The organism is Escherichia sp. KTE114 (assembly GCF_000407765.1).
Classification (GTDB): Bacteria; Pseudomonadota; Gammaproteobacteria; order Enterobacterales; family Enterobacteriaceae; genus Escherichia; species Escherichia ruysiae.
On sequence record NZ_KE136626.1, the window covers coordinates 1,793,367 to 1,816,597 of the forward strand.

General features: G+C 47.4%; 21 protein-coding genes, 1 tRNA gene and 1 pseudogene. 18 read left to right on the forward strand and 5 right to left on the reverse strand.

The window, feature by feature from the left end; translation table 11 throughout:
* Window position 1: 1 nt before the first annotated feature.
* Window positions 2–1,174, forward strand: a complete 1,173-nt coding sequence (cgtA, locus tag WC5_RS12285) for an Obg family GTPase CgtA (RefSeq protein ID WP_000673561.1) — start codon at window positions 2–4, stop codon at window positions 1,172–1,174.
* 174 nt (window positions 1,175–1,348) lie between these two features.
* On the opposite strand, the gene dacB is transcribed toward cgtA, so the two are convergent.
* Entirely contained in the window at window positions 1,349–2,782 is a 1,434-nt protein-coding gene (gene dacB, locus WC5_RS12280) for a serine-type D-Ala-D-Ala carboxypeptidase (RefSeq protein WP_001212645.1), read from the reverse strand.
* Window positions 2,783–3,028: 246 nt separating this feature from the next.
* Here dacB and greA point away from each other — a divergent pair, with 246 nt between their 5' ends.
* Complete coding sequence (gene greA / locus WC5_RS12275) at window positions 3,029–3,505, forward strand: transcription elongation factor GreA (RefSeq protein ID WP_001148001.1); 477 nt, start codon at window positions 3,029–3,031, stop codon at window positions 3,503–3,505.
* A 155-nt stretch (window positions 3,506–3,660) separates the two neighbouring features.
* On the opposite strand, the gene yhbY is transcribed toward greA, so the two are convergent.
* Window positions 3,661–3,954 carry a ribosome assembly RNA-binding protein YhbY gene (gene yhbY / locus WC5_RS12270; RefSeq protein ID WP_001054420.1) on the reverse strand — a complete coding sequence of 98 codons (294 nt, stop codon included), beginning with the start codon at window positions 3,952–3,954 and terminating at the stop codon, window positions 3,661–3,663.
* A gap of 126 nt (window positions 3,955–4,080) precedes the next feature.
* On the opposite strand from yhbY, the gene rlmE reads away from it, so the two are divergent.
* The 7 genes from rlmE (at window position 4,081) to WC5_RS26145 (ending at window position 10,072) form a co-directional block, all read left to right on the forward strand.
* On the forward strand, window positions 4,081–4,710 hold the full coding sequence (gene rlmE / locus WC5_RS12265) for a 23S rRNA (uridine(2552)-2'-O)-methyltransferase RlmE (protein ID WP_000145975.1): 630 nt from the start codon (window positions 4,081–4,083) through the stop codon (window positions 4,708–4,710).
* Window positions 4,711–4,809: 99 nt separating this feature from the next.
* Window positions 4,810–6,744, forward strand: coding sequence for an ATP-dependent zinc metalloprotease FtsH (ftsH, locus tag WC5_RS12260; protein ID WP_001107477.1), 1,935 nt, complete (start codon window positions 4,810–4,812; stop codon window positions 6,742–6,744).
* 89 nt (window positions 6,745–6,833) lie between these two features.
* Window positions 6,834–7,682 carry a dihydropteroate synthase gene (gene folP, locus WC5_RS12255; protein WP_000764720.1) on the forward strand — a complete coding sequence of 283 codons (849 nt, stop codon included), beginning with the start codon at window positions 6,834–6,836 and terminating at the stop codon, window positions 7,680–7,682.
* Window positions 7,675–9,012: a phosphoglucosamine mutase gene (glmM, locus tag WC5_RS12250; RefSeq protein ID WP_000071137.1), complete on the forward strand. Its 1,338-nt coding sequence runs from the start codon at window positions 7,675–7,677 to the stop codon at window positions 9,010–9,012. The genes folP and glmM overlap by 8 nt, the downstream gene beginning before the upstream one ends.
* Window positions 9,013–9,239: 227 nt before the next feature.
* Window positions 9,240–9,572 (forward strand): preprotein translocase subunit SecG, encoded by a 333-nt coding sequence (gene secG, locus WC5_RS12245; RefSeq protein WP_001517162.1) that lies wholly within the window; start codon window positions 9,240–9,242, stop codon window positions 9,570–9,572.
* A gap of 12 nt (window positions 9,573–9,584) precedes the next feature.
* A tRNA-Leu gene (locus WC5_RS12240) sits at window positions 9,585–9,671 on the forward strand.
* 311 nt (window positions 9,672–9,982) lie between these two features.
* Window positions 9,983–10,072: a hypothetical protein gene (locus WC5_RS26145; RefSeq protein ID WP_434059432.1), complete on the forward strand. Its 90-nt coding sequence runs from the start codon at window positions 9,983–9,985 to the stop codon at window positions 10,070–10,072.
* Window positions 10,073–10,410: 338 nt separating this feature from the next.
* Here WC5_RS26145 and WC5_RS26150 read toward each other — a convergent pair.
* The 3 genes and pseudogenes from WC5_RS26150 to nanC all read right to left on the reverse strand — a co-directional run.
* Window positions 10,411–11,016 (reverse strand): annotated as a pseudogene (locus WC5_RS26150) (sialate O-acetylesterase); the annotation flags it as partial.
* A gap of 35 nt (window positions 11,017–11,051) precedes the next feature.
* Window positions 11,052–12,158, reverse strand: a complete 1,107-nt coding sequence (gene nanM, locus WC5_RS12230; protein WP_010349758.1) for an N-acetylneuraminate epimerase — start codon at window positions 12,156–12,158, stop codon at window positions 11,052–11,054.
* 19 nt (window positions 12,159–12,177) lie between these two features.
* A complete protein-coding gene (gene nanC / locus WC5_RS0122145) occupies window positions 12,178–12,894 on the reverse strand; it encodes an N-acetylneuraminic acid outer membrane channel NanC (RefSeq protein ID WP_016159471.1) in 717 nt (238 codons plus the stop codon).
* Window positions 12,895–14,362: 1,468 nt separating this feature from the next.
* Between nanC and fimB the strand changes: the two genes are divergently transcribed.
* The 9 genes from fimB (at window position 14,363) to fimH (ending at window position 23,116) form a co-directional block, all read left to right on the forward strand.
* Window positions 14,363–14,965, forward strand: coding sequence for a type 1 fimbria switch DNA invertase FimB (gene fimB / locus WC5_RS12225; protein WP_000790591.1), 603 nt, complete (start codon window positions 14,363–14,365; stop codon window positions 14,963–14,965).
* Window positions 14,966–15,443: 478 nt separating this feature from the next.
* The gene (fimE, locus tag WC5_RS12220) at window positions 15,444–16,040 is read left to right on the forward strand and encodes a type 1 fimbria switch DNA invertase FimE (RefSeq protein ID WP_000044702.1); all 597 of its coding nucleotides are present in this window, start codon (window positions 15,444–15,446) and stop codon (window positions 16,038–16,040) included.
* A 479-nt stretch (window positions 16,041–16,519) separates the two neighbouring features.
* A complete protein-coding gene (gene fimA, locus WC5_RS12215; protein ID WP_000695573.1) occupies window positions 16,520–17,068 on the forward strand; it encodes a type 1 fimbrial major subunit FimA in 549 nt (182 codons plus the stop codon).
* A 65-nt stretch (window positions 17,069–17,133) separates the two neighbouring features.
* Window positions 17,134–17,673 (forward strand): type 1 fimbrial minor subunit FimI, encoded by a 540-nt coding sequence (gene fimI / locus WC5_RS12210; protein WP_000831510.1) that lies wholly within the window; start codon window positions 17,134–17,136, stop codon window positions 17,671–17,673.
* 36 nt (window positions 17,674–17,709) lie between these two features.
* Window positions 17,710–18,435 (forward strand): type 1 fimbria chaperone FimC, encoded by a 726-nt coding sequence (gene fimC / locus WC5_RS12205; protein WP_000066583.1) that lies wholly within the window; start codon window positions 17,710–17,712, stop codon window positions 18,433–18,435.
* 66 nt (window positions 18,436–18,501) lie between these two features.
* Entirely contained in the window at window positions 18,502–21,138 is a 2,637-nt protein-coding gene (gene fimD, locus WC5_RS12200; protein ID WP_000121033.1) for a fimbrial usher FimD, read from the forward strand.
* A gap of 9 nt (window positions 21,139–21,147) precedes the next feature.
* The gene (gene fimF, locus WC5_RS12195; RefSeq protein WP_010353036.1) at window positions 21,148–21,678 is read left to right on the forward strand and encodes a type 1 fimbrial adaptor subunit FimF; all 531 of its coding nucleotides are present in this window, start codon (window positions 21,148–21,150) and stop codon (window positions 21,676–21,678) included.
* Between the two features lie 12 nt (window positions 21,679–21,690).
* Window positions 21,691–22,194 (forward strand): type 1 fimbria minor subunit FimG, encoded by a 504-nt coding sequence (fimG, locus tag WC5_RS12190; RefSeq protein WP_016231563.1) that lies wholly within the window; start codon window positions 21,691–21,693, stop codon window positions 22,192–22,194.
* 19 nt (window positions 22,195–22,213) lie between these two features.
* The gene (fimH, locus tag WC5_RS12185; RefSeq protein ID WP_010352630.1) at window positions 22,214–23,116 is read left to right on the forward strand and encodes a type 1 fimbria D-mannose specific adhesin FimH; all 903 of its coding nucleotides are present in this window, start codon (window positions 22,214–22,216) and stop codon (window positions 23,114–23,116) included.
* Window positions 23,117–23,231 lie beyond the last annotated feature (115 nt).

Consider the following 23,231-nt stretch of genomic DNA (forward strand, 5'->3'; position numbering starts at 1 on the left):
AATGAAGTTTGTTGATGAAGCATCGATTCTGGTCGTTGCAGGTGATGGCGGTAATGGTTGCGTGAGCTTCCGCCGCGAAAAATATATTCCGAAAGGCGGCCCGGATGGCGGCGACGGTGGTGACGGCGGTGACGTATGGATGGAAGCCGACGAGAACCTGAATACGCTTATCGATTATCGTTTTGAAAAATCTTTCCGCGCCGAGCGTGGTCAGAATGGCGCAAGCCGCGACTGCACCGGTAAGCGTGGTAAAGACGTGACGATTAAAGTGCCTGTAGGTACGCGTGTTATCGATCAGGGCACCGGCGAAACTATGGGCGATATGACCAAACACGGTCAGCGTCTGCTGGTTGCCAAGGGCGGCTGGCACGGTCTGGGCAATACCCGTTTCAAATCGTCCGTTAACCGTACACCACGGCAGAAAACTAACGGTACGCCGGGCGATAAGCGCGAGCTGCTGCTTGAACTAATGCTGCTGGCTGACGTCGGTATGCTGGGGATGCCAAATGCGGGTAAATCGACATTTATTCGCGCTGTCTCGGCGGCTAAACCGAAAGTAGCGGATTATCCGTTTACCACTCTGGTGCCAAGTCTGGGTGTGGTACGAATGGACAACGAAAAGAGCTTCGTTGTTGCCGATATTCCAGGGCTGATTGAAGGCGCAGCGGAAGGCGCAGGTCTGGGGATTCGCTTCCTGAAGCACCTGGAACGTTGCCGCGTCCTGTTGCACCTTATCGATATCGATCCGATTGACGGCACCGATCCGGTTGAAAACGCGCGTATTATTATCAGCGAGCTGGAAAAATACAGTCAGGATCTGGCGGCGAAACCGCGTTGGTTAGTCTTCAACAAGATCGATCTGCTGGATAAAGCGGAAGCCGAAGAGAAAGCGAAAGCGATCGCTGAGGCGCTGGGCTGGGAAGATAAATATTATCTGATCTCTGCGGCAAGCGGACTGGGCGTTAAAGATCTCTGCTGGGATGTGATGACCTTTATCATTGAAAACCCGGTCGTGCAGGCCGAAGAAGCGAAACAGCCAGAGAAAGTCGAATTCATGTGGGATGATTATCACCGTCAGCAGCTTGAAGAAATTGCTGAAGAGGATGATGAAGACTGGGATGACGACTGGGACGAAGACGACGAAGAAGGCGTTGAGTTCATTTACAAGCGTTAATTACTGATGACAAACGCCAAATAGCCTGATGCGCTACGCTTATCAGGCCTACAAGAGAATTGCAATATATCAATTTTGTAGGCCGAATCAGGCGTTAACGCCGCATCCGACATAAACAAGGCGCATTTTGTCAATAATCTGAAACCCCAGCCATGCGCCGGGGTTTCTTTTTGACTAATTGTTCTGATAAATATCTTTATACAAGCGGCTTTCAAATCGCACTAACGGAATACGGCGATTACGCTGATCCGCCGGTTCTACCGCATAGCCAGAAAGATATTGTACGAACGCCATTCGTTGCCCGCTTGCCGTGGTGATGAATCCTGCCAGGTTATACACCCCTTGCAATGACCCTGTTTTCGCTGAGACTTTGCCATCCACGCCTGCCTGATGCAGACCTGCACGGTACTGCAAAGAGCCGTCATATCCCGCCAGCGGCAGCATAGAGATAAAGTTAAGCTCGTTGTCGTGTTGGGCGATATATTGCAGCACCTGCATCATGGTGGCAGGCGCAATCAGGTTATGCCGCGAAAGCCCCGAGCCGTCGGCAATAATCGTGTTGCCAATATCGACACCGGCTTGCTGGCGCAGGATCTGACGCACGGCGTCCGACCCGGCTCGCCATGTTCCAGGCACATTGAAGCGCGCATGGCCTATCATGCGGAAAACCGTATCGGCGATCATGTTGTCTGATTTTTTCAGCATAATCTTAAGCAGATCATGCAAAGGAGCCGATTGTTTACTGGCAACCACCGTTCCAGGTTCGTTAACCTGAGTCTGGCGCAGCAGTGTTCCGCTCCAGGTGATACCTGCCTGTTTTAACTCATCTTTCAGAATTGCACCGGCATAGCTGGCACCATCTTGCACCGCAAAGGCTAACGGGAGCGGCTCGGAACGTTGTGGCAGGCATCCAGTCAGCGTAAAGCGGTTCAGGTCGCCTGGCACGACATCCAGCTCACAGTATTGCGCTTCGGCAGAACCACGGGGGAGGGTGCGTACCTGGCTGAACATCGTAACGGGGTAATAAGATGCCACGCGTATAAAAGCCATATCACCGGGTTTTTGGGCGCTGTAGAGCGAGACGGAGAAGCAATTGCGGTCAACAATGGCAGCGGCGGGAGGGGCGCTAAAGCATTGTGTCATATCATTCCATGGCCAGCCGGGAGCTTTATCATGACTGGCAAAAATGGAGGTATCTATGAGTACATTGCCATCGATTTGTGTGACACCAGATTTTTTCAGAGTCGCGACCATATTGCGAATATCCTGACGTTTTAGCGTAGGATCGGCACCAAATCGCGCCACTAAATCGCCTTTAAGCACTCCGTTTTCCACATTGCCTTTGGTTTCAAGCGTAGTGGTAAAACGAAAATCGGGGCCGAGTTGAATCAACGCCGCCAGCGCAGTGATTACTTTTTGCGTACTGGCGGGCAGCGCCATCTGCTGACTGTGGTAATCAATCGTGGGGGCAGACGCGCCGACTCTTTGCACCATCAGGGCAAGGTTGGCACCAGCGGGAAGCTGAGTAATGTACTCATCAACATTTGCGGCCTGGACACTGAACGCTATACAGCTGGTCAATCCGATGATAAATCTGGAAAATCGCATAATCTCGCGCTAACAACCTGGAATCGAGCCGTCATACTACGGCGCAACGCCCTATAAAGTAAACGATGACCCTTCGGGAACTTCAGGGTAAAATGACCATCAAAATGTGAATTGTAGCTGACCTGGAACCTGTTTCCGGGTCGGTATTTTTTTGCTTCTGGCCTGGTGAGGAGTTATGCCGGGCTGACCGAACAGCCGGGGTGGGTGGAGACTCGCCCCATCAGGAATATTCAAGAGGTATAACAAATGCAAGCTATTCCGATGACCTTACGCGGCGCTGAGAAACTACGCGAAGAGCTGGATTTTCTGAAATCTGTGCGCCGTCCTGAAATCATTGCTGCTATCGCGGAAGCGCGTGAACATGGCGACCTGAAAGAGAATGCTGAATACCACGCAGCACGTGAGCAGCAGGGTTTCTGCGAAGGCCGTATCAAAGACATCGAAGCCAAGCTGTCGAACGCGCAGGTGATTGATGTCACCAAAATGCCAAACAATGGTCGCGTTATTTTTGGTGCTACCGTAACGGTGTTGAATCTGGATTCTGATGAAGAACAGACTTATCGCATCGTAGGCGATGACGAAGCTGACTTTAAACAAAACCTGATTTCTGTAAACTCGCCTATCGCTCGTGGCCTGATCGGCAAAGAAGAAGATGATGTTGTGGTCATCAAAACGCCAGGCGGCGAAGTGGAATTTGAAGTAATTAAGGTAGAATACCTGTAAGAATTACCCAATACTCAAAATGTTGATGTATTGTAAAGAAAGGAAAAAGGCCGCTATGCGGCCTTTTATCAACGAACAGAGCGTGGCATTTTGCTCTCCTGCCTGCGGAAAATCCCTCGTTTTACACAGAAAATGTGTGTAACTTTAGGATAATCTTAGCGTGGCAGCGAGATTTTACGTTCTTTAGTTGGGCGATAAAGCACCAGCGTTTTACCGATGACCTGTACATTACAGGCGCCGGTTTCGCGCACGATAGCTTCCACGATCAAGGTTTTAGTTTCGCGATCTTCTGTGGCGATTTTCACCTTGATGAGCTCATGGTGCTCTAACGCTTGTTCAATCTCGGCCAGCACCCCTTCGGTCAAACCATTACTGCCAAGCAGAACAACTGGCTTGAGCGGATGTGCCAGACCTTTCAGGTGTTGTTTTTGTTTAGTACTCAGATTCATCGTATTTTTTTGCTTACGTTGGGATTGAAAACGGGTCATTCTACCGCCATCTCCCATATATCACCAAATAGGCGCGTAAAAATTTACGCAATTGGTTACGATGAGTCATCCCAATGGGAAAGTTAAATGACAGGTAAGAAGCGTTCTGCCAGCTCCAGCCGCTGGCTTCAGGAACACTTTAGCGATAAATATGTTCAACAGGCACAGAAAAAGGGGTTACGTTCCCGTGCCTGGTTTAAACTTGATGAAATACAGCAAAGTGACAAACTCTTTAAACCGGGAATGACGGTTGTCGACCTTGGTGCTGCCCCGGGTGGTTGGTCACAATATGTGGTCACCCAAATTGGCGGTAAAGGCCGCATCATCGCTTGTGATCTTTTACCTATGGATCCTATCGTTGGTGTGGACTTTCTTCAGGGCGATTTTCGTGATGAACTGGTGATGAAAGCACTGCTGGAACGCGTAGGCGACAGCAAAGTTCAGGTTGTCATGTCCGATATGGCACCAAACATGAGCGGAACACCGGCGGTGGATATCCCCCGTGCCATGTATCTGGTGGAACTGGCGCTAGAAATGTGTCGTGATGTGTTAGCGCCGGGTGGCAGTTTTGTAGTGAAGGTGTTCCAGGGCGAAGGTTTCGATGAGTATCTAAGGGAAATTCGCTCCCTGTTTACGAAGGTCAAAGTTCGTAAGCCGGACTCTTCTCGTGCACGTTCGCGGGAAGTGTATATTGTAGCGACCGGGCGTAAACCCTAACCGGGAGATTTCAGACGAAAGTTTGAAAGATGCTGGATATAGAGTATCCTGACGCTGTTTTTAACACAGTTGTAATAAGAGGTTAATCCCTTGAGTGACATGGCGAAAAACCTAATACTCTGGCTGGTCATTGCCGTTGTGCTGATGTCAGTATTCCAGAGCTTTGGGCCCAGCGAGTCTAATGGCCGTAAGGTGGATTACTCTACCTTCCTACAAGAGGTCAATAACGACCAGGTTCGTGAAGCGCGTATCAACGGACGTGAAATCAACGTTACCAAGAAAGATAGTAACCGTTATACCACTTACATTCCGGTTCAGGATCCGAAACTACTGGATAACCTGCTGACCAAGAACGTCAAGGTTGTCGGTGAACCGCCTGAAGAGCCAAGCCTGCTGGCTTCTATCTTCATTTCATGGTTCCCGATGCTGTTGCTGATTGGTGTCTGGATCTTCTTCATGCGTCAAATGCAGGGCGGCGGCGGTAAAGGCGCGATGTCGTTCGGTAAGAGCAAAGCGCGCATGTTGACGGAAGATCAGATCAAAACGACCTTTGCTGATGTTGCGGGTTGCGACGAAGCAAAAGAAGAAGTTGCCGAACTGGTTGAGTATCTGCGTGAGCCGAGCCGCTTCCAGAAACTGGGCGGTAAGATCCCGAAAGGCGTCCTGATGGTCGGTCCTCCGGGTACGGGTAAAACGCTGCTGGCGAAAGCTATTGCAGGTGAAGCGAAAGTTCCGTTCTTTACCATCTCCGGTTCTGACTTCGTAGAAATGTTCGTTGGTGTTGGTGCATCTCGTGTGCGTGACATGTTCGAACAGGCGAAGAAAGCGGCACCGTGCATCATCTTCATCGATGAAATCGACGCCGTAGGCCGCCAGCGTGGCGCTGGCCTGGGTGGTGGTCATGATGAACGTGAACAGACTCTGAACCAGATGCTGGTTGAGATGGACGGCTTCGAAGGTAACGAAGGTATCATCGTTATCGCGGCGACTAACCGTCCGGACGTTCTCGACCCGGCACTGCTGCGTCCTGGTCGTTTCGACCGTCAGGTTGTGGTTGGTCTGCCAGATGTGCGTGGTCGTGAGCAAATCCTGAAAGTTCATATGCGTCGCGTACCGTTGGCGCCAGATGTTGATGCGGCAATTATTGCTCGTGGCACACCAGGCTTCTCCGGTGCAGACCTGGCGAACCTGGTGAACGAAGCTGCACTGTTCGCCGCGCGTGGCAATAAACGTGTCGTTTCGATGGTTGAGTTCGAGAAAGCGAAAGACAAAATCATGATGGGTGCGGAACGTCGCTCCATGGTGATGACGGAAGCGCAGAAAGAATCGACTGCTTACCACGAAGCTGGTCATGCGATTATCGGTCGCCTGGTGCCGGAACACGATCCGGTGCACAAAGTAACGATTATCCCGCGCGGTCGCGCGCTGGGTGTGACCTTCTTCCTGCCTGAAGGCGACGCAATCAGCGCCAGCCGACAGAAACTGGAAAGCCAGATTAGTACCCTGTACGGCGGTCGTCTGGCAGAAGAGATCATCTACGGACCAGAACATGTTTCTACCGGTGCGTCGAACGATATTAAAGTTGCGACTAACCTGGCGCGTAACATGGTGACCCAGTGGGGCTTCTCTGAAAAACTCGGTCCGCTGCTGTATGCGGAAGAAGAAGGTGAAGTTTTCCTCGGTCGTAGCGTGGCGAAAGCAAAACATATGTCCGATGAAACCGCGCGTATCATCGACCAGGAAGTGAAGTCACTGATTGAACGTAACTACAATCGTGCGCGTCAATTGTTGAACGACAACCTGGATATCCTTCATGCGATGAAAGATGCACTCATGAAATATGAGACCATCGACGCACCGCAGATTGATGACTTGATGGCTCGTCGCGATGTACGCCCGCCTGCAGGTTGGGATGAGTCGGGAGCATCTAACAATTCTGACAATAATGGCACGCCAAAGGCGCCGCGTCCGGTTGATGAACCACGTACGCCAAATCCGGGTAACACCATGTCAGAGCAGTTAGGCGACAAGTAAGTTCCCGCATCAGATGACTGTATTTGTACCGAAAACCCCGGGGCGTGCTCCGGGGTTTTTTCTTATCAATTCATACCAGGGATAACACCATGAAACTCTTTGCCCAGGGCACTTCACTGGATCTTAGCCATCCTCACGTGATGGGGATCCTCAACGTCACGCCAGATTCTTTTTCTGATGGCGGTACGCATAACTCACTGATTGATGCAATGAAACATGCGAATCTGATGATCAACGCTGGCGCGACGATTATCGACGTTGGTGGAGAGTCCACGCGTCCAGGTGCAGCGGAAGTGAGTGTTGAAGAAGAGTTGCAACGTGTTATTCCGGTGGTTGAGGCAATTGCGCAACGATTCGAAGTCTGGATCTCTGTGGATACCTCCAAACCGGAAGTTATCCGTGAATCGGCGAAAGTGGGCGCTCACATCATTAACGATATCCGCTCCCTTTCCGAACCTGGCGCTCTGGAAGCGGCTGCGGAAACTGGTTTACCCGTATGCCTGATGCATATGCAGGGAAATCCAAAGACCATGCAGGAAGCCCCGAAGTATGACGATGTCTTTGCCGAAGTTAATCGCTACTTTATTGAGCAAATAGCACGTTGTGAGCAGGCGGGTATCGCAAAAGAGAAATTGTTGCTCGACCCGGGATTCGGTTTCGGTAAAAATCTCCACCATAACTATTCATTATTGGCGCGTCTGGCTGAATTTCACCATTTCAACCTGCCGCTGTTGGTGGGTATGTCACGAAAATCGATGATTGGACAACTGCTGAACGTGGGGCCGTCCGAACGCCTGAGCGGTAGTCTGGCCTGTGCAGTTATTGCTGCGATGCAGGGCGCGCACATCATTCGTGTTCATGACGTCAAAGAAACCGTAGAAGCGATGCGAGTGGTGGAAGCCACTCTGTCTGCAAAGGAAAACAAACGCTATGAGTAATCGTAAATATTTCGGGACCGACGGGATTCGTGGTCGTGTTGGGGATGCGCCGATCACCCCTGATTTTGTGCTTAAACTGGGCTGGGCTGCGGGTAAAGTACTGGCGCGCCACGGCTCCCGTAAGATCATTATTGGTAAAGACACGCGTATTTCTGGCTATATGCTGGAGTCGGCGCTGGAAGCCGGCCTGGCGGCAGCGGGACTTTCCGCGCTTTTTACTGGCCCGATGCCAACACCGGCAGTGGCTTATCTGACGCGTACCTTCCGCGCAGAGGCCGGGATAGTGATTTCCGCATCGCATAACCCGTTCTACGATAACGGCATTAAATTCTTCTCTATCGACGGCACCAAACTACCGGATGCGGTAGAAGAGGCCATCGAAGCGGAAATGGAAAAAGAGATCAGCTGCGTTGATTCGGCAGAACTGGGTAAAGCCAGCCGTATCGTTGATGCTGCGGGTCGCTATATCGAATTTTGCAAAGCCACATTCCCGAACGAACTTAGCCTCAGTGAACTGAAGATTGTGGTGGATTGCGCCAATGGCGCGACTTATCACATCGCGCCGAACGTGCTGCGTGAGCTGGGAGCGAATGTAATCGCCATCGGTTGTGAGCCGAACGGCGTAAACATCAATGCCGAAGTGGGGGCAACTGATGTTCGTGCGCTACAGGCACGCGTATTGGCTGAAAAAGCGGATCTCGGCATTGCGTTTGACGGCGACGGCGATCGCGTGATTATGGTTGACCATGAAGGCAATAAAGTCGATGGCGATCAGATCATGTATATCATCGCGCGTGAAGGCCTTCGTCAGGGTCAGCTGCGTGGTGGCGCGGTGGGTACATTGATGAGCAACATGGGGCTGGAACTGGCGCTGAAACAGTTAGGCATTCCATTTGCACGTGCGAAAGTGGGGGACCGCTACGTACTGGAAAAAATGCAGGAAAAAGGCTGGCGTATCGGTGCAGAGAACTCCGGTCATGTGATCCTGCTGGATAAAACCACTACCGGTGACGGCATTGTTGCTGGTTTGCAGGTGCTGGCGGCGATGGCGCGTAACCATATGAGCCTGCACGACCTTTGCAGTGGCATGAAAATGTTCCCACAGATTCTGGTTAATGTGCGTTATACCGCAGGCAGCGGCGATCCGCTGGAGCATGAGTCAGTTAAAGCCGTGACCGCCGAAGTTGAAGCGGCGCTGGGTAGCCGTGGGCGTGTGCTGTTGCGTAAATCCGGCACCGAGCCGTTAATTCGCGTGATGGTCGAAGGTGAAGACGAAGCGCAGGTCACCGAGTTTGCACACCGTATTGCTGATGCGGTAAAAGCGGTTTAATGCGATAACTAACTGGCTAAAAAGGCGGCGATTGTCGCCTTTGTTTTTCTTATGCACATCGATTTTGCTGTTTTTTTCCGCAGTTGATACAATGCAATAAAATTGCCCTTGCGAAGGTCATTCGCTTTGGTTAGTATTCACACCCGCTTCAGTGGGAAAGATTAAATTTTCTCGCTTTATTGGTTGAAGCATTGGTACGCGGCAACTCCGCAAGGAACAGGTTGATTATGTACGAAGCTCTTTTAGTAGTTTTCCTTATTGTGGCAATTGGCCTTGTTGGTCTGATCATGCTGCAGCAAGGTAAAGGCGCTGATATGGGAGCCTCCTTCGGAGCAGGCGCTTCCGCTACGCTGTTTGGTTCAAGTGGTTCTGGTAACTTCATGACCCGTATGACGGCTGTGCTGGCAACGTTGTTCTTCATCATCAGTCTGGTGCTGGGTAACATCAACAGCAACAAAACCAATAAAGGTAGCGAATGGGAAAATCTGAGTGCCCCGGCGAAAACCGAACAAACTCAGCCAGCTGCTCCGGCTAAGCCGACCAGCGATATCCCGAACTAAGATAGTATCTGTGCTGAGGTGGTGGAATTGGTAGACACGCTACCTTGAGGTGGTAGTGCCCTAACGGGCTTGTGGGTTCGAGTCCCATCCTCAGTACCAATATTCCGAAAGAAAGACGCTGAAAAGCGTCTTTTTTTGTATCTGTGACCCGTCCTGAATAGCGTTAAACAATGTTTTCTGCATCATTGTTTTCTATAAGCGTTGCATAGGTTGTGATTACATAATTGTTGTAGATACAGTTTAAGAAGGCGTGAGCCTCTTCACTCCCGAAACAAAGAAGATTACCAACAGAGTCCAGTTAATGGCTTGCTCACTGTTTGCCCTAACTGTCATTCGATGCGGCGCCGATGCAAACCACCGTTTACGCCGGAGGAGTTAAGAGCATTGATGGATGCGCGTAACTCAAATTTGTGAGTGCTCAATCTTCACGCCAAAACCGCAAAATAACGTCAGCAAATTTGTCGGAAATAATCCCCCGACGGGCTGTTGAGCTAAAATGACTGCTTCGTAGCGCCGTTGTCCAGTTTTCTGGTGTTCGGTACGCTGAACCGTAATATCCCGTGCTTAAATCATCCGGATCTTCATCAGGCTCGTTCGTCAGCCCTCGTTCGTCTTGTTGCTGGAAGCCGACAAAAATAATATTGGCTAAGACATTCTTTTTATAATTGCCATAAATAGTTTCGTACGCATGAGGATAATTTTCTTTCCAGTACCAGGTTGTATCGCCGCAGAACCACGGAGCAGCGGAAGTGTTAGTATTCAGAAGCTGAGAACGGTACTGCTTTAAATCCTTCCGAAAAGCTTCAACCATATTATTAAAATATTGAGGGTGTAACGCGTAGTCACTCGTCATTAAGTCAAATTCGCCCTGCATCCAGCATACTCCGAGGAATTTATTCAGCGGATTCTTCGCCAGTGCAGCTCGCGTTCTGTTGACTAAATCCTGATACAGCGGAGTATCCGTTCCCCAACGACATGCATCATGGCTGGCTCCGTGTTGTTCTGAATATGTCCCTTCGCAGCCTGCGGTAAAAGCCGATCCGCCACGGCAACAAGGAACGATAAGAACGCCAGCATTATCAGGAATGAAGGGCAGTAATTTCCGCGCAATATGCAGTGCCTGTCCAACTGTACCGTATTGTGTTTGATGATCCGTTGCCAGAGGATGGTGATAATCCCGCATATCCTGAACATCGTGTGGGCAGTGAGTCAGTGGAATAATGTCATTAAATTGACATGATGGGCCACCGGGATGCGTCTGTGTAAATCTTGCCAGTTGTTTTATTCTGGGGTGAGGCGCATCTTCACTGTCTGGTAAGGGAAGTCCTTCGCCATATGCCATGGCATTAGATTGACCGGCAACGGTAAGAACATAGTAATAATCGGGCGATGTTATCGTGTTCATATATATGCGTAATTGAAATGACAACGGGTGATGAGCCATTGATAGCAGGGCTCCTTTGCTGGAGCCCTGAAAAGTTAGTTTTGCACAGTAACTTTATTATCTTTCACAGAGAGCAACACTGAGTCCGCTACAGCTTTGCCACCCGTAGTTTCACCGCCAATAATCAATAAATTATTATTCCAGGGCAATGATACTCCGTAGGCCCGACCTTGCGACAGTTCGCCAGATTTCTCCCATTTCCCGTTATGCCAAAGATGAATATCGGCGCTATACGATTTTTTCAGACCTTCATGCGCATAGTTCTTACCGTTCTGGTAATTTTCCCGTGAACCTTTGAATCCGGCTCCTCCGGCAAATATAAGAGAGTCATTGCTAATACCTGCAAAACCGCCAGCTACGCCATCCGGTGAGGAGACGGGAGAAAGTTTATTCCATTTTATGCCATTGCCGGTGAAATCAAGCTCAAATACAGCATCAGTTCGCAGCCCTGGTTTTGCTTCGCCATTAATAAGCCAGGTTTTATCACCATTATTTACTACCGCCGCACCAGCCGTGCCGTACCAGGGGGATTCGCCAGCGTAACTCCATTGCTGTGTAGAGGGATCAAAAGACAACAGGAACTTATTAAAGAAATAATCTTCTGCTTTTTTGTCAAAATAGTGGGCATTGATTTTATCTATGGCCGCTGAATCTTTTCCAGCCTCCTTGAGATCTTCAAAATAGCCATTAAATATATTCTGGTTAACGCCGCCAGTAATATAGGCTTTGCCGTTGTGTACAAAGGTCACATGACCAGCCATGCCCATCGGTGCGTGCGACATTAATTTAACCCAGGTATTAGTTTTGGGATTATATTTGTGTACGTCGTTGAATACCTGAGTTAACCCCTCGCTGTTTTTACCAACACCGCCAAATACATATAAATTACCATCAATAAAGGCTGAGGTTGCTTGATCTCTCGCGCCAGCGGGGAATTCCGCCAGGGCTATCCATTTTTTATCTTTGGCTTGTGTATCCAGCTTGTACCATGCCGTACCTGCGCTACCTAAACCAATGTAGACAGTGTCATTATCAATTGCTCCAGTACCACTTTTAAATGGCACAGGAGTTTCCGGCAATACCGACGCGTTTGCGGCAAGTGAAGCCATCATGATAGCAAGTGCCGTTATTGTTTTATTCATTGTGACTGTCTCCTGTCTACTACAGTTTAAATGACACACCAATGCGATAACTGTTTTCCGATAAATTATCTCTGCCGTTGTAAACACCCTGACGGTCAAGGTAGTCATATTCTATGTATGGCGTAATATCAGGCGTCATATGGTATTGTAGAACAAATGCATTTTCCGTCGCCCATTTCTTATGGTTTGCATAGCGATAATCGTTTTGTTTGCTGTACAGCGTCGTTTGCCATGCGAAGGTGAAATCACTATTAATATTGTAAGTGACATATCCATCCCAACGATGAACGTTATCACGAGACATATCGCCAGATAAGTCTTGTTGCCGGTAAGCTTTCCAGTCGTAACGATAGCGAATGCCAAAATTGAGATCTTTTGTCGCATCCCAGGACAGTTTTACATATGGTCCATAGCGTGTGCCATTGCTGCTAAAATGGGTTAACATTCCAGGGCGCACGGTCCATTGATCATCAAGTTTAATCGCATAATTAACTTCAACCTGAACATCATTTAATGCGGCATTTTCCTTTTTATTATCATGAATGGTATTCCAGGTATTACTTTCCATGCTTGCCCACCATCCATTTTTCCACCCCTCACTGACTTTGAGTCGAGTTTCATAGGCATGGCTTCCACTACGATATCCACCACGCACATCCAGTGTTGCAGCCTGAGAAATTAATGGTGACGAAAAGCAGAGTAATAATACGCCAGAAAGTATTTTAGCCTTTTTCATAAATTTCACTCATTTGTAGAATACAGAAAGTAATACGAAGTCCGAATAAACAAATAGCATTTATGTTATGTGCTCTTTTTTGCCAGGCTTATAGCGTCATTGGCCACGGATAATTATTTTTTTTTGTATAAGGTCTCCTGTGAGAAATTGTTTTCCACATAATTTAAGATAAACAGAGATCTGGATTAAATACCTGAGTATTAAATCTATTCTGATGTTTAATTGATTTTAATGTTCGTAAGCTATTTCACTCACTAAATCTATCTTTAGCCAGTGTCATAAAATGGATTGTTTGTTGATCTCATTTTCATACTCCTTTCAGACTGAAGTGCTCTTTCATCACCCGATAAGGGAGGACGCCAGGAATGTTTGTATTAGATTGCGAGAGAGTCGTCTTATTTATCTCTTGTGTGTACCTTTATACCTGTTATACCAGATCAAAAATCACGCAATCCATACAACAAAACCAGATTTGCAATTCGCGTCACAAAATATGTCGATATTTTTCGAAGGTAAAGTGTTATGTAAGGCCAGATGGTCATTGTCGACTGCCTTCGTGAAACAGATGCTATGTCATTAACTCATTGTTTAATATTTATTTTTAATGGATGTCGACAGTGCCGGGTTTACAAGCTAACTCCGAAAGCACGGTGAAAATGAGAGTTTATCCGCTATCCGATTGACAATAATTCTCACCATAAAATATGTTTTTACGTTCTGAGACTAAGGGCAACCTGGTATGTAGCAGAGGAGTTCCTGGCTCTGTCCTGGGCTGACTCGTTGATGTTCAGCACACTACAGGATGGGGGCAGTCAGTTATTTGCCGTATCGCCAGTAAAGAGCAGTGAGTAAGGAAAGATTAAGTTGAAGTAACATGCATATTTAATGCGAATGTAGATGAAAAAAGGTGCGTGCGAACTTCCCCTCATTTCTCTGGACAATACACGGCCTGGAAAGGGATGTAACAATCTCACAGTATGAGTTTACAAACCAAAGGATAATAATGGCTAGGTAACTAAGCATTAGCATGATAATAGCCACCTGAAAATTATGGGATTCCATTAAATAGCAATTTTGTGAAAAATGGAGTTGACTAATAATGTTATATGTGAGATGGCCTGTTGAACGAATATTAAATTTTGCTGAATTTTTTATGTTGATTTACTTGTTACAGAACATATCACGTGATATATAGATAAGATTAGTTACATTGATGATGAGGGTTATTATTAGATTCGTCTCAGATTGAAAATATATAAAAGACATATCATGCAAGAGCATAGCGTTTGTATGGCAAAGTTATTATAAGTAGCTATCGCCATTCTATTTAAGTTCATTCAAAAGAGCTGGCCCACTTGCGTTAGCCATTAAGTAAATATTCGCTTTTATAAACATAATCAGGATTAAAATGTTGGATTATTGCTAACCCAGCACAGCTAGTGCGCGTCTGTAATTATAAGGGAAAACGATGAAGAATAAGGCTGATAACAAAAAAAGGAACTTCCTTACCCACAGTGAAATAGAGTCACTCCTTAAAGCAGCAAATACCGGGCCTCATGCTGCACGCAATTATTGTCTGACTTTGCTTTGTTTTATTCATGGCTTTCGGGCGAGTGAAATTTGCCGATTGAGAATTTCGGATATTGATCTTAAGGCAAAGTGCATATATATCCATCGATTAAAAAAAGGCTTTTCAACAACGCACCCGCTATTGAACAAAGAAGTTCAGGCTTTAAAAAACTGGTTGAGTACGCGTACTTCTTATCCACATGCTGAGAGCGAGTGGGTATTTTTATCACGCAAGGGGAATCCGCTTTCTCGTCAACAGTTTTACCATATTATCTCGACTTCAGGTGGTAATGCCGGGTTATCACTGGAAATTCATCCGCATATGTTACGCCATTCGTGTGGTTTTGCTTTGGCGAATATGGGAATAGATACACGACTTATCCAGGATTATCTTGGGCATCGTAATATTCGTCACACCGTCTGGTATACCGCCAGCAATGCCGGGCGCTTTTACGGCATCTGGGATAGACCCAGAGGTCGACAGCGCCACGCTGTTTTATAAAGATGGATGAGATGCCATGGATGGTGTTAAAACCTACATTATTCTTACGATATATCAATAATAATTAACCATTTATTAATTGATGTTATTGTTAGTGTGATTCTTAATTATCATAATAAACATTAACTTAACTATATCCATACAAAATACAATGTTTTATTTTATTCAAAATAAACAAACAAAATCATTCATAAATTTACATATCACTTATATTCTTCTCTTTTTGCACTTTTTTTCTTTATTTTTTAAGCAACTGGAAGTTAATCCGGTGCAATCTATTGTTATATTGAATTAAATCAATGAAAATAGATGTTATCACATCAGTGATATTTTATTTTTGTATGATATTTAATGTAATTGACTGATAACCACATAACTTTGTGTGTGATTATCTTTTTATCTATTGGGCTAATTTTGACCGTTTGAGGTTTCCTATAGGTATTCATTCAAATATATCTCAGTCAGGAGTAATACTATTGTGAGTAAACGTCGTTATCTTACCGGTAAAGAAGTTCAGGCAATGATGCAAGCGGTTTGCTATGGGGCAACGGGAGCCAGAGATTATTGTCTTATTCTGTTGGCATATCGGCATGGGATGCGTATTAGTGAACTACTTGATCTGCATTATCAGGATCTTGATCTTAATGAAGGTCGAATAAATATTCGCCGACTGAAGAACGGATTTTCTACCGTTCACCCGTTACGTTTTGATGAGCGTGAAGCCGTAGAACGCTGGACCCAGGAACGTGCTAACTGGAAAGGTGCTGACCAGACCGACGCCATATTTATTTCCCGTCGTGGAAGCCGACTTTCTCGTCAGCAGGCTTATCGCATCATTCGTGATGCCGGTATTGAAGCTGGAACCGTGACGCAGACTCATCCTCATATGTTAAGACATGCTTGCGGTTATGAACTGGCGGAGCGTGGTGCAGATACCCGTTTAATTCAGGATTATCTGGGGCATCGAAATATTCGCCATACTGTGCGTTATACCGCCAGTAATGCTGCACGTTTTGCCGGATTATGGGAAAGAAATAATCTTATAAACGAAAAATTAAAAAGAGAAGAGGTTTAATATAACTTGTTGATAAAAAAATGAAAAAATAAAGAAATACAAGACAATTGGGGCCAAACTGTCCATATCATAAAAAAGTTTCGTATTTTTTCTCAAGCATAAAAATATCAAAAAATGACAAAAACCAATTAACTGTTTGATATGTAAACTATTTATCTTGTAAATTAATTTCACATCACCTCCACTTTACGTAAAGATAACGTTTCTGTGTCTCGAAGCAACTTCCTCATTCTTCTCTCCAAAAACCACCTCATTCAATATAAAAATCTATAAATTAAAGTAATATCAGAATATAAATCCAACAAATAAACTGAAAAGGTTCGTGCGCGATGCTTTCCTCTATGAGTCAAAATGGCCCCAAATGTTTCATTTTTTGGGGGGAAACTGTGCAGTGTTGGCAGTCAAACTCGTTTTCAAAACAAAGTGTACAGAACGACTGCCCATGTCGATTTATACGTAGATTTAAAAAGGAAAGCAGTATGAAAATTAAAACTCTGGCAATCGTTGTTCTATCGGCTCTGTCCCTCAGTTCCACTGCGGCTCTGGCCGCTACCACGACGGTAAATGGTGGGACAGTTCACTTTAAAGGGGAAGTTGTTAACGCCGCTTGTGCGGTTGATGCGGGCTCTGTTGATCAAACCGTTCAGTTAGGTCAGGTTCGTACCGCATCGCTGGCACAAGAGGGGGCAACCAGTTCTGCCGTCGGTTTTAACATTCAGCTGAATGACTGCGATACCACTGTTGCAGACAAAGCCGCTGTTGCCTTCCTTGGCACAGCAATTGATGGAAATCATACCAACGTACTGGCTCTGCAGAGTTCAGCTGCGGGCAGCGCAACAAATGTTGGTGTGCAGATCCTGGACAGAACGGGTACTGCGCTGGCGCTGGACGGTGCGACATTTAGCGCACAAACAACACTGAATAACGGAACCAACATTATTCCGTTCCAGGCGCGTTATTTTGCAACCGGTACTGCAACCCCAGGCGCTGCTAATGCGGATGCGACCTTCAAGGTTCAGTATCAATAACCCACTCAGGTTTTAGGGAAGTCATTATGGGCAAGGATGCCCGCCCCTGCGCGATAAGAATAACGATGAAAAGGACGAAATTATTTCTAGTAGCGTCGTTACTGCCGATGTTTGCACTGGCCGGAAATAAATGGAACACCACATTGCCCGGTGGAAATATGCAGTTTCAGGGCGTCATTATTGCGGAAACTTGCCGGATTGAGGCCGGTGATAAACAAATGACGGTCAATATGGGGCAAATCAGTAGTAACCGGTTTCATGCGGTAGGGGAAGATAGCGCACCGGTGCCTTTTGTTATTCATTTACGGGAATGTAGCACGGTGGTGAGTGAACGTGTGGGCGTGGGGTTTCACGGTGTCGCGGATGGTAAAAATCCGGATGTGCTTTCCGTGGGTGAGGGGCCAGGAATTGCAACCAATATTGGTATTGCATTGTTTGATGATGAAGGAAATCTCGTACCGATTAATCGTCCACCAATACACTGGAAACGGCTTTACTCAGGCTCTACTTCGCTACATTTCATTGCCAAATATCGCGCAACCGGGCGTCGGGTGACTGGCGGCATGGCTAATGCCCAGGCCTGGTTCTCCTTAACCTATCAGTAATTGTTAAGCAGATATTGTGATAACAGGAACAGGACAGTGAGTAATAAAAACGTCAATGTAAGGAAATCGCAGGAAATAACATTCTGCTTACTGGCAGGTATCCTGATGATCGTAGCAATGATGCTTGCCGGACGCGCTGAAGCGGGAGTGGCCTTAGGTGCGACCCGCGTAATTTATCCGGCAGGGCAAAAACAAGTTCAACTTGCCGTGACAAATAATGATGAAAATAGCACTTATTTAATTCAATCATGGGTAGAAAATGCCGATGGTGTAAAGGATGGCCGTTTTATCGTGACGCCACCTCTGTTTGCGATGAGGGGAAAAAAAGAGAATACCTTACGTATTCTTGATGCCACAAATAATCAATTGCCGCAGGATCGGGAAAGTTTGTTCTGGATGAATGTAAAAGCGATTCCGTCAATGGATAAATCAAAATTGACCGAGAATACGCTACAGCTCGCGATTATCAGCCGCATAAAACTGTATTACCGCCCGGCTAAATTAGCGTTACCCCCCGATCAGGCCGCAGAAAAATTAAGATTCCGTCGTGGCGCCAATTCTCTGACGCTGATTAACCCGACACCCTATTACCTGACGGTAACGGAGCTTAATGCCGGAACACGGATTCTTGAAAATGCATTGGTGCCTCCAATGGGCGAAAGCACGGTTAAATTGCCTTCTGATGCCGGAAGCAACATTACTTACCGAACAATAAATGATTATGGCGCACTTACCCCCAAAATGAAGGGCGTAATGGAATAACGCAGGGGGATTTATTCGCCTGAATAAAAAGAATTGACTGCCGGGTGATTTTAAACCGGAGGAACAATGTCATATCTGAATTTAAGACTTTACCAGCGAAACACGCAATGCTTGCATAATCGTAAGCATTGTCTGGCTGGTTTTTTTATCCGGCTCTCTGTTGCCTGTGCTTTTGCCGCACAGGCACCTTTTTCATCTGCCGAACTCTATTTTAACCCGCGCTTTTTAGCGGATGATCCTCAGGCTGTTGCCGATTTATCGAGCTTTGAAAATGGACAAGAATTACCGCCGGGGACGTATCGTGTCGATATCTATATGAATAATGGTTATATGGCAACGCGTGATGTCACGTTTAATACGGGTGACAGTGAGCAAGGTATTGTCCCTTGCCTGACTCGCGCTCAACTCGCCAGTATGGGGCTGAATACGGCTTCTGTTTCCGGTATGAATCTGCTGGCGGATGATACCTGCGTGCCATTAACCTCAATGATCAATGACGCTACTGCGCATTTAGATGTTGGCCAGCAGCGGCTCAACATCACGATCCCTCAGGCATTTATGAATCAGCGCGCGCGTGGTTATATTCCACCAGAGTTGTGGGATTCAGGTATTAATGCCGGATTGCTCAATTATAACTTCAGCGGAAATAGTGTGCAGAATCGGGTTGGGGGTAACAGCCATTATGCATATTTAAATCTACAGAGTGGATTAAATATTGGTGCGTGGCGTTTACGCGACAATACCACCTGGAGTTATAACAGTAGCGGAAATTCATCAGGTAGCAAAAATAAATGGCAACATATTAATACCTGGCTTGAGCGCGACATCATTCCGTTACGTTCCCGACTGACGCTGGGTGATGGTTATACCCAGGGCGATATTTTCGATGGTATTAACTTTCGCGGCGCACAGTTGGCCTCCGATGACAATATGTTACCCGATAGCCAAAGAGGATTTGCCCCGGTTATCCACGGTATTGCTCGTGGTACTGCACAGGTAACTATTAAACAGAATGGGTATGACATTTATAATAGTACGGTGCCGCCGGGGCCTTTTACCATCAACGATATCTATGCCGCAGGTAATAGTGGTGACTTGCAGGTAACAATTAAAGAGGCTGACGGCAGCACGCAGATCTTTACCGTACCCTATTCGTCAGTCCCGCTTTTGCAACGTGAAGGGCATACGCGTTATTCCATTACGGCAGGAGAGTACCGTAGTGGGAATGCGCAACAGGAAAAACCCCGCTTTTTCCAGAGTACATTACTCCACGGCCTCCCGGCTGGCTGGACAATATACGGTGGAACTCAACTGGCGGATCGTTATCGTGCGTTTAATTTCGGTGTCGGGAAAAACATGGGGGCATTGGGTGCTCTGTCCGTGGATATGACGCAGGCTAATGCCACACTTCCCGATGAAAGTCAGCATGACGGACAATCGGTGCGTTTTCTCTATAACAAATCGCTCAATGAATCAGGCACGAATATTCAGTTAGTGGGTTATCGCTATTCGACCAGTGGGTATTTTAATTTCGCTGATACAACATACAGCCGAATGAATGGCTACAACATTGAAACGCAGGATGGTGTTATTCCGGTTAAGCCGAAATTCACCGACTATTACAACCTCGCTTATAACAAACGCGGGAAATTACAACTCACCGTCACTCAGCAAGTTGGGCGCACATCAACACTGTATTTGAGTGGTAGCCATCAGACTTATTGGGGAACGAGTAATGTCGATGAACAATTCCAGGCCGGATTAAATACCGCATTCGAAGATATCAACTGGACGCTCAGCTATAGCCTGACGAAAAACGCCTGGCAAAAAGGACGGGATCAGATGTTAGCTCTTAACGTCAATATTCCTTTCAGCCACTGGCTGCGTTCTGACAGTAAATCTCAGTGGCGACATGCCAGTGCCAGCTACAGCATGTCACACGATCTCAACGGTCGGATGACCAATCTGGCCGGTGTATACGGTACGTTGCTGGAAGACAACAACCTCAGTTATAGCGTGCAAACCGGCTATGCCGGGGGAGGCGATGGTAATAGCGGAAGTACAGGCTACGCCGCGCTGAATTATCGCGGCGGCTACGGCAATGCCAACATAGGGTTCAGCCATAGCGATGATATTAAGCAGCTCTATTATGGCGTCAGCGGTGGGGTATTGGCTCATGCCAATGGCGTAACGCTGGGGCAGCCGTTAAACGATACGGTTGTGCTTATTAAAGCGCCTGGAGCAAAAGATGCAAAAGTCGAAAACCAGACGGGTGTTCGTACCGACTGGCGCGGTTATGCCGTGCTGCCTTATGCCACTGAATATCGGGAAAATAGAGTGGCGCTGGATACCAATACCCTGGCTGATAACGTCGATTTAGATAACGCGGTCGCTAACGTTGTTCCCACCCGTGGGGCAATTGTGCGAGCAGAGTTTAAAGCGCGCGTAGGAATAAAACTGCTCATGACGCTAACCCACAATAATAAGCCGCTGCCGTTTGGGGCGATGGTCACATCAGAGAGTAGCCAGAGTAGCGGCATTGTTGCGGATAATGGCCAGGTTTACCTCAGCGGGATGCCTTTAGTGGGAAAAGTTCAGGTGAAATGGGGTGAAGGGGAGAATGCTCGCTGTGTCGCCGATTACAAACTGCCACCAGAGAGTCAGCAGCAGTTATTAACTCAGCTATCAGCTGAATGTCGTTAAGGGGACGTGATGAAAAGCAAACCTTTTTATCTTGTGTGCGCTTTTTTGTGGCTGGTTGCCAGTCACGCCAGGGCCGCAGATAGCACGATTACTATTCGCGGCTATGTCAGGGATAACGGCTGTAGTGTGGCGGCTGAATCAACCAATTTTACCGTTGATCTGATGGAAAACGCGGCGAAGCAATTTAGCAACATTGGGGCGACGACCCCGGTCGTTCCATTTCGTATTTTGCTGTCACCCTGTGGTAATGCGGTTTCTGCTGTAAAGGTTGGGTTTACTGGTGTTGCGGATAGCCACAATGCCAACCTGCTTGCACTTGATAATACGGTGTCAGCGGCCGCAGGGCTGGGAATACAGCTTCTGAATGAGCAACAAAATCAGATCCCACTTAATGCCCCATCGTCCGCGATTGCGTGGACGACCCTGACGCCGGGTAAACCAAACACGCTGAATTTTTACGCCAGGCTAATGGCGACACAGGTGCCTGTCACTGCGGGGCGTATCAACGCTACGGCAACCTTTACTCTTGAATATCAGTAACTGGAGATGCTCATGAAATGGCGCAAACGTGGGTATTTATTGGCGGCAATGTTGGCGCTCGCAAGCGCGACGGTATGGGCAGCCGATGTCACCATCACGGTGAACGGTAAGGTCGTCGCCAAACCGTGCACGGTTTCCACCACCAATGCCACGGTTGATCTCGGCGATCTTTATTCTTTCAGCCTGATGTCTGCCGGAGCGGCATCGGCCTGGCATGATGTTGCGCTTGAGTTGACTAATTGTCCGGTGGGAACGTCCAGGGTCACCGCCAGCTTCAGCGGGGCAGCTGACAGCACCGGATATTATAAAAACCAGGGAACCGCGCAAAACATCCAGTTAGAGCTACAGGATGACAGCGGTAATACATTGAATACCGGCGCAACCAAAACAGTTCAGGTGGATGATTCCTCACAATCAGCGCACTTCCCGTTACAGGTCAGAGCATTGACGGTAAATGGCGGAACCACTCAGGGAACCATTCAGGCAGTGATTAGCATCACCTATACCTACAGCTGAACCCGAAGAGATGATTGTAATGAAACGAGTTATTACCTTGTTTGCTGTACTGCTGATGGGCTGGTCGGTAAATGCCTGGTCATTCGCCTGTAAAACCGCCAATGGCACCGCTATCCCTATTGGCGGTGGCAGCGCCAATGTCTATGTTAACCTTGCGCCCGCCGTGAATGTGGGGCAAAACCTGGTCGTGGATCTTTCGACGCAGATCTTTTGCCATAACGATTACCCGGAAACGATTACAGACTATGTCACACTGCAACGAGGCTCGGCTTATGGCGGCGTGTTATCTAATTTTTCCGGAACCGTAAAATATAATGGCAGTAGCTATCCTTTCCCTACCACCAGCGAAACGCCGCGCGTTGTTTATAATTCGAGAACGGATAAGCCCTGGCCGGTGGCGCTTTATTTGACGCCTGTGAGCAGTGCGGGCGGGGTGGCGATTAAGGCTGGCTCATTAATTGCCGTGCTCATTTTGCGCCAGACCAACAACTATAACAGCGATGATTTCCAGTTTGTGTGGAATATTTACGCCAATAATGATGTGGTGGTGCCCACCGGCGGCTGTGATGTTTCCGCTCGTGATGTCACCGTTACTCTGCCGGATTATCCTGGTTCGGTGCCGATTCCTCTTACCGTTTACTGTGCGAAAAGCCAAAACCTGGGGTATTACCTTTCAGGTACAACCGCAGATGCGGGCAACTCGATTTTCACCAATACTGCGTCGTTTTCGCCAGCACAGGGAGTCGGCGTACAGCTGACGCGCAACGGTACGATTATTCCAGCGAATAGCACTGTGTCATTAGGGGCAGTAGGGACTTCGGCGGTAAGTCTGGGATTAACGGCAAATTACGCACGTACTGGAGGGCAGGTGACTGCAGGTAATGTGCAGTCGATTATTGGTGTGACTTTTGTTTATCAATAAAAAAACCACAGGGCTTGCTAATGCTGGTACGCAATATTACGTGATGCGCTACGCTACCTACAAAACCTGCACGTTAGCCCTTTGTAGGCCAGATAAGACGCGTCAGCGTCGCATC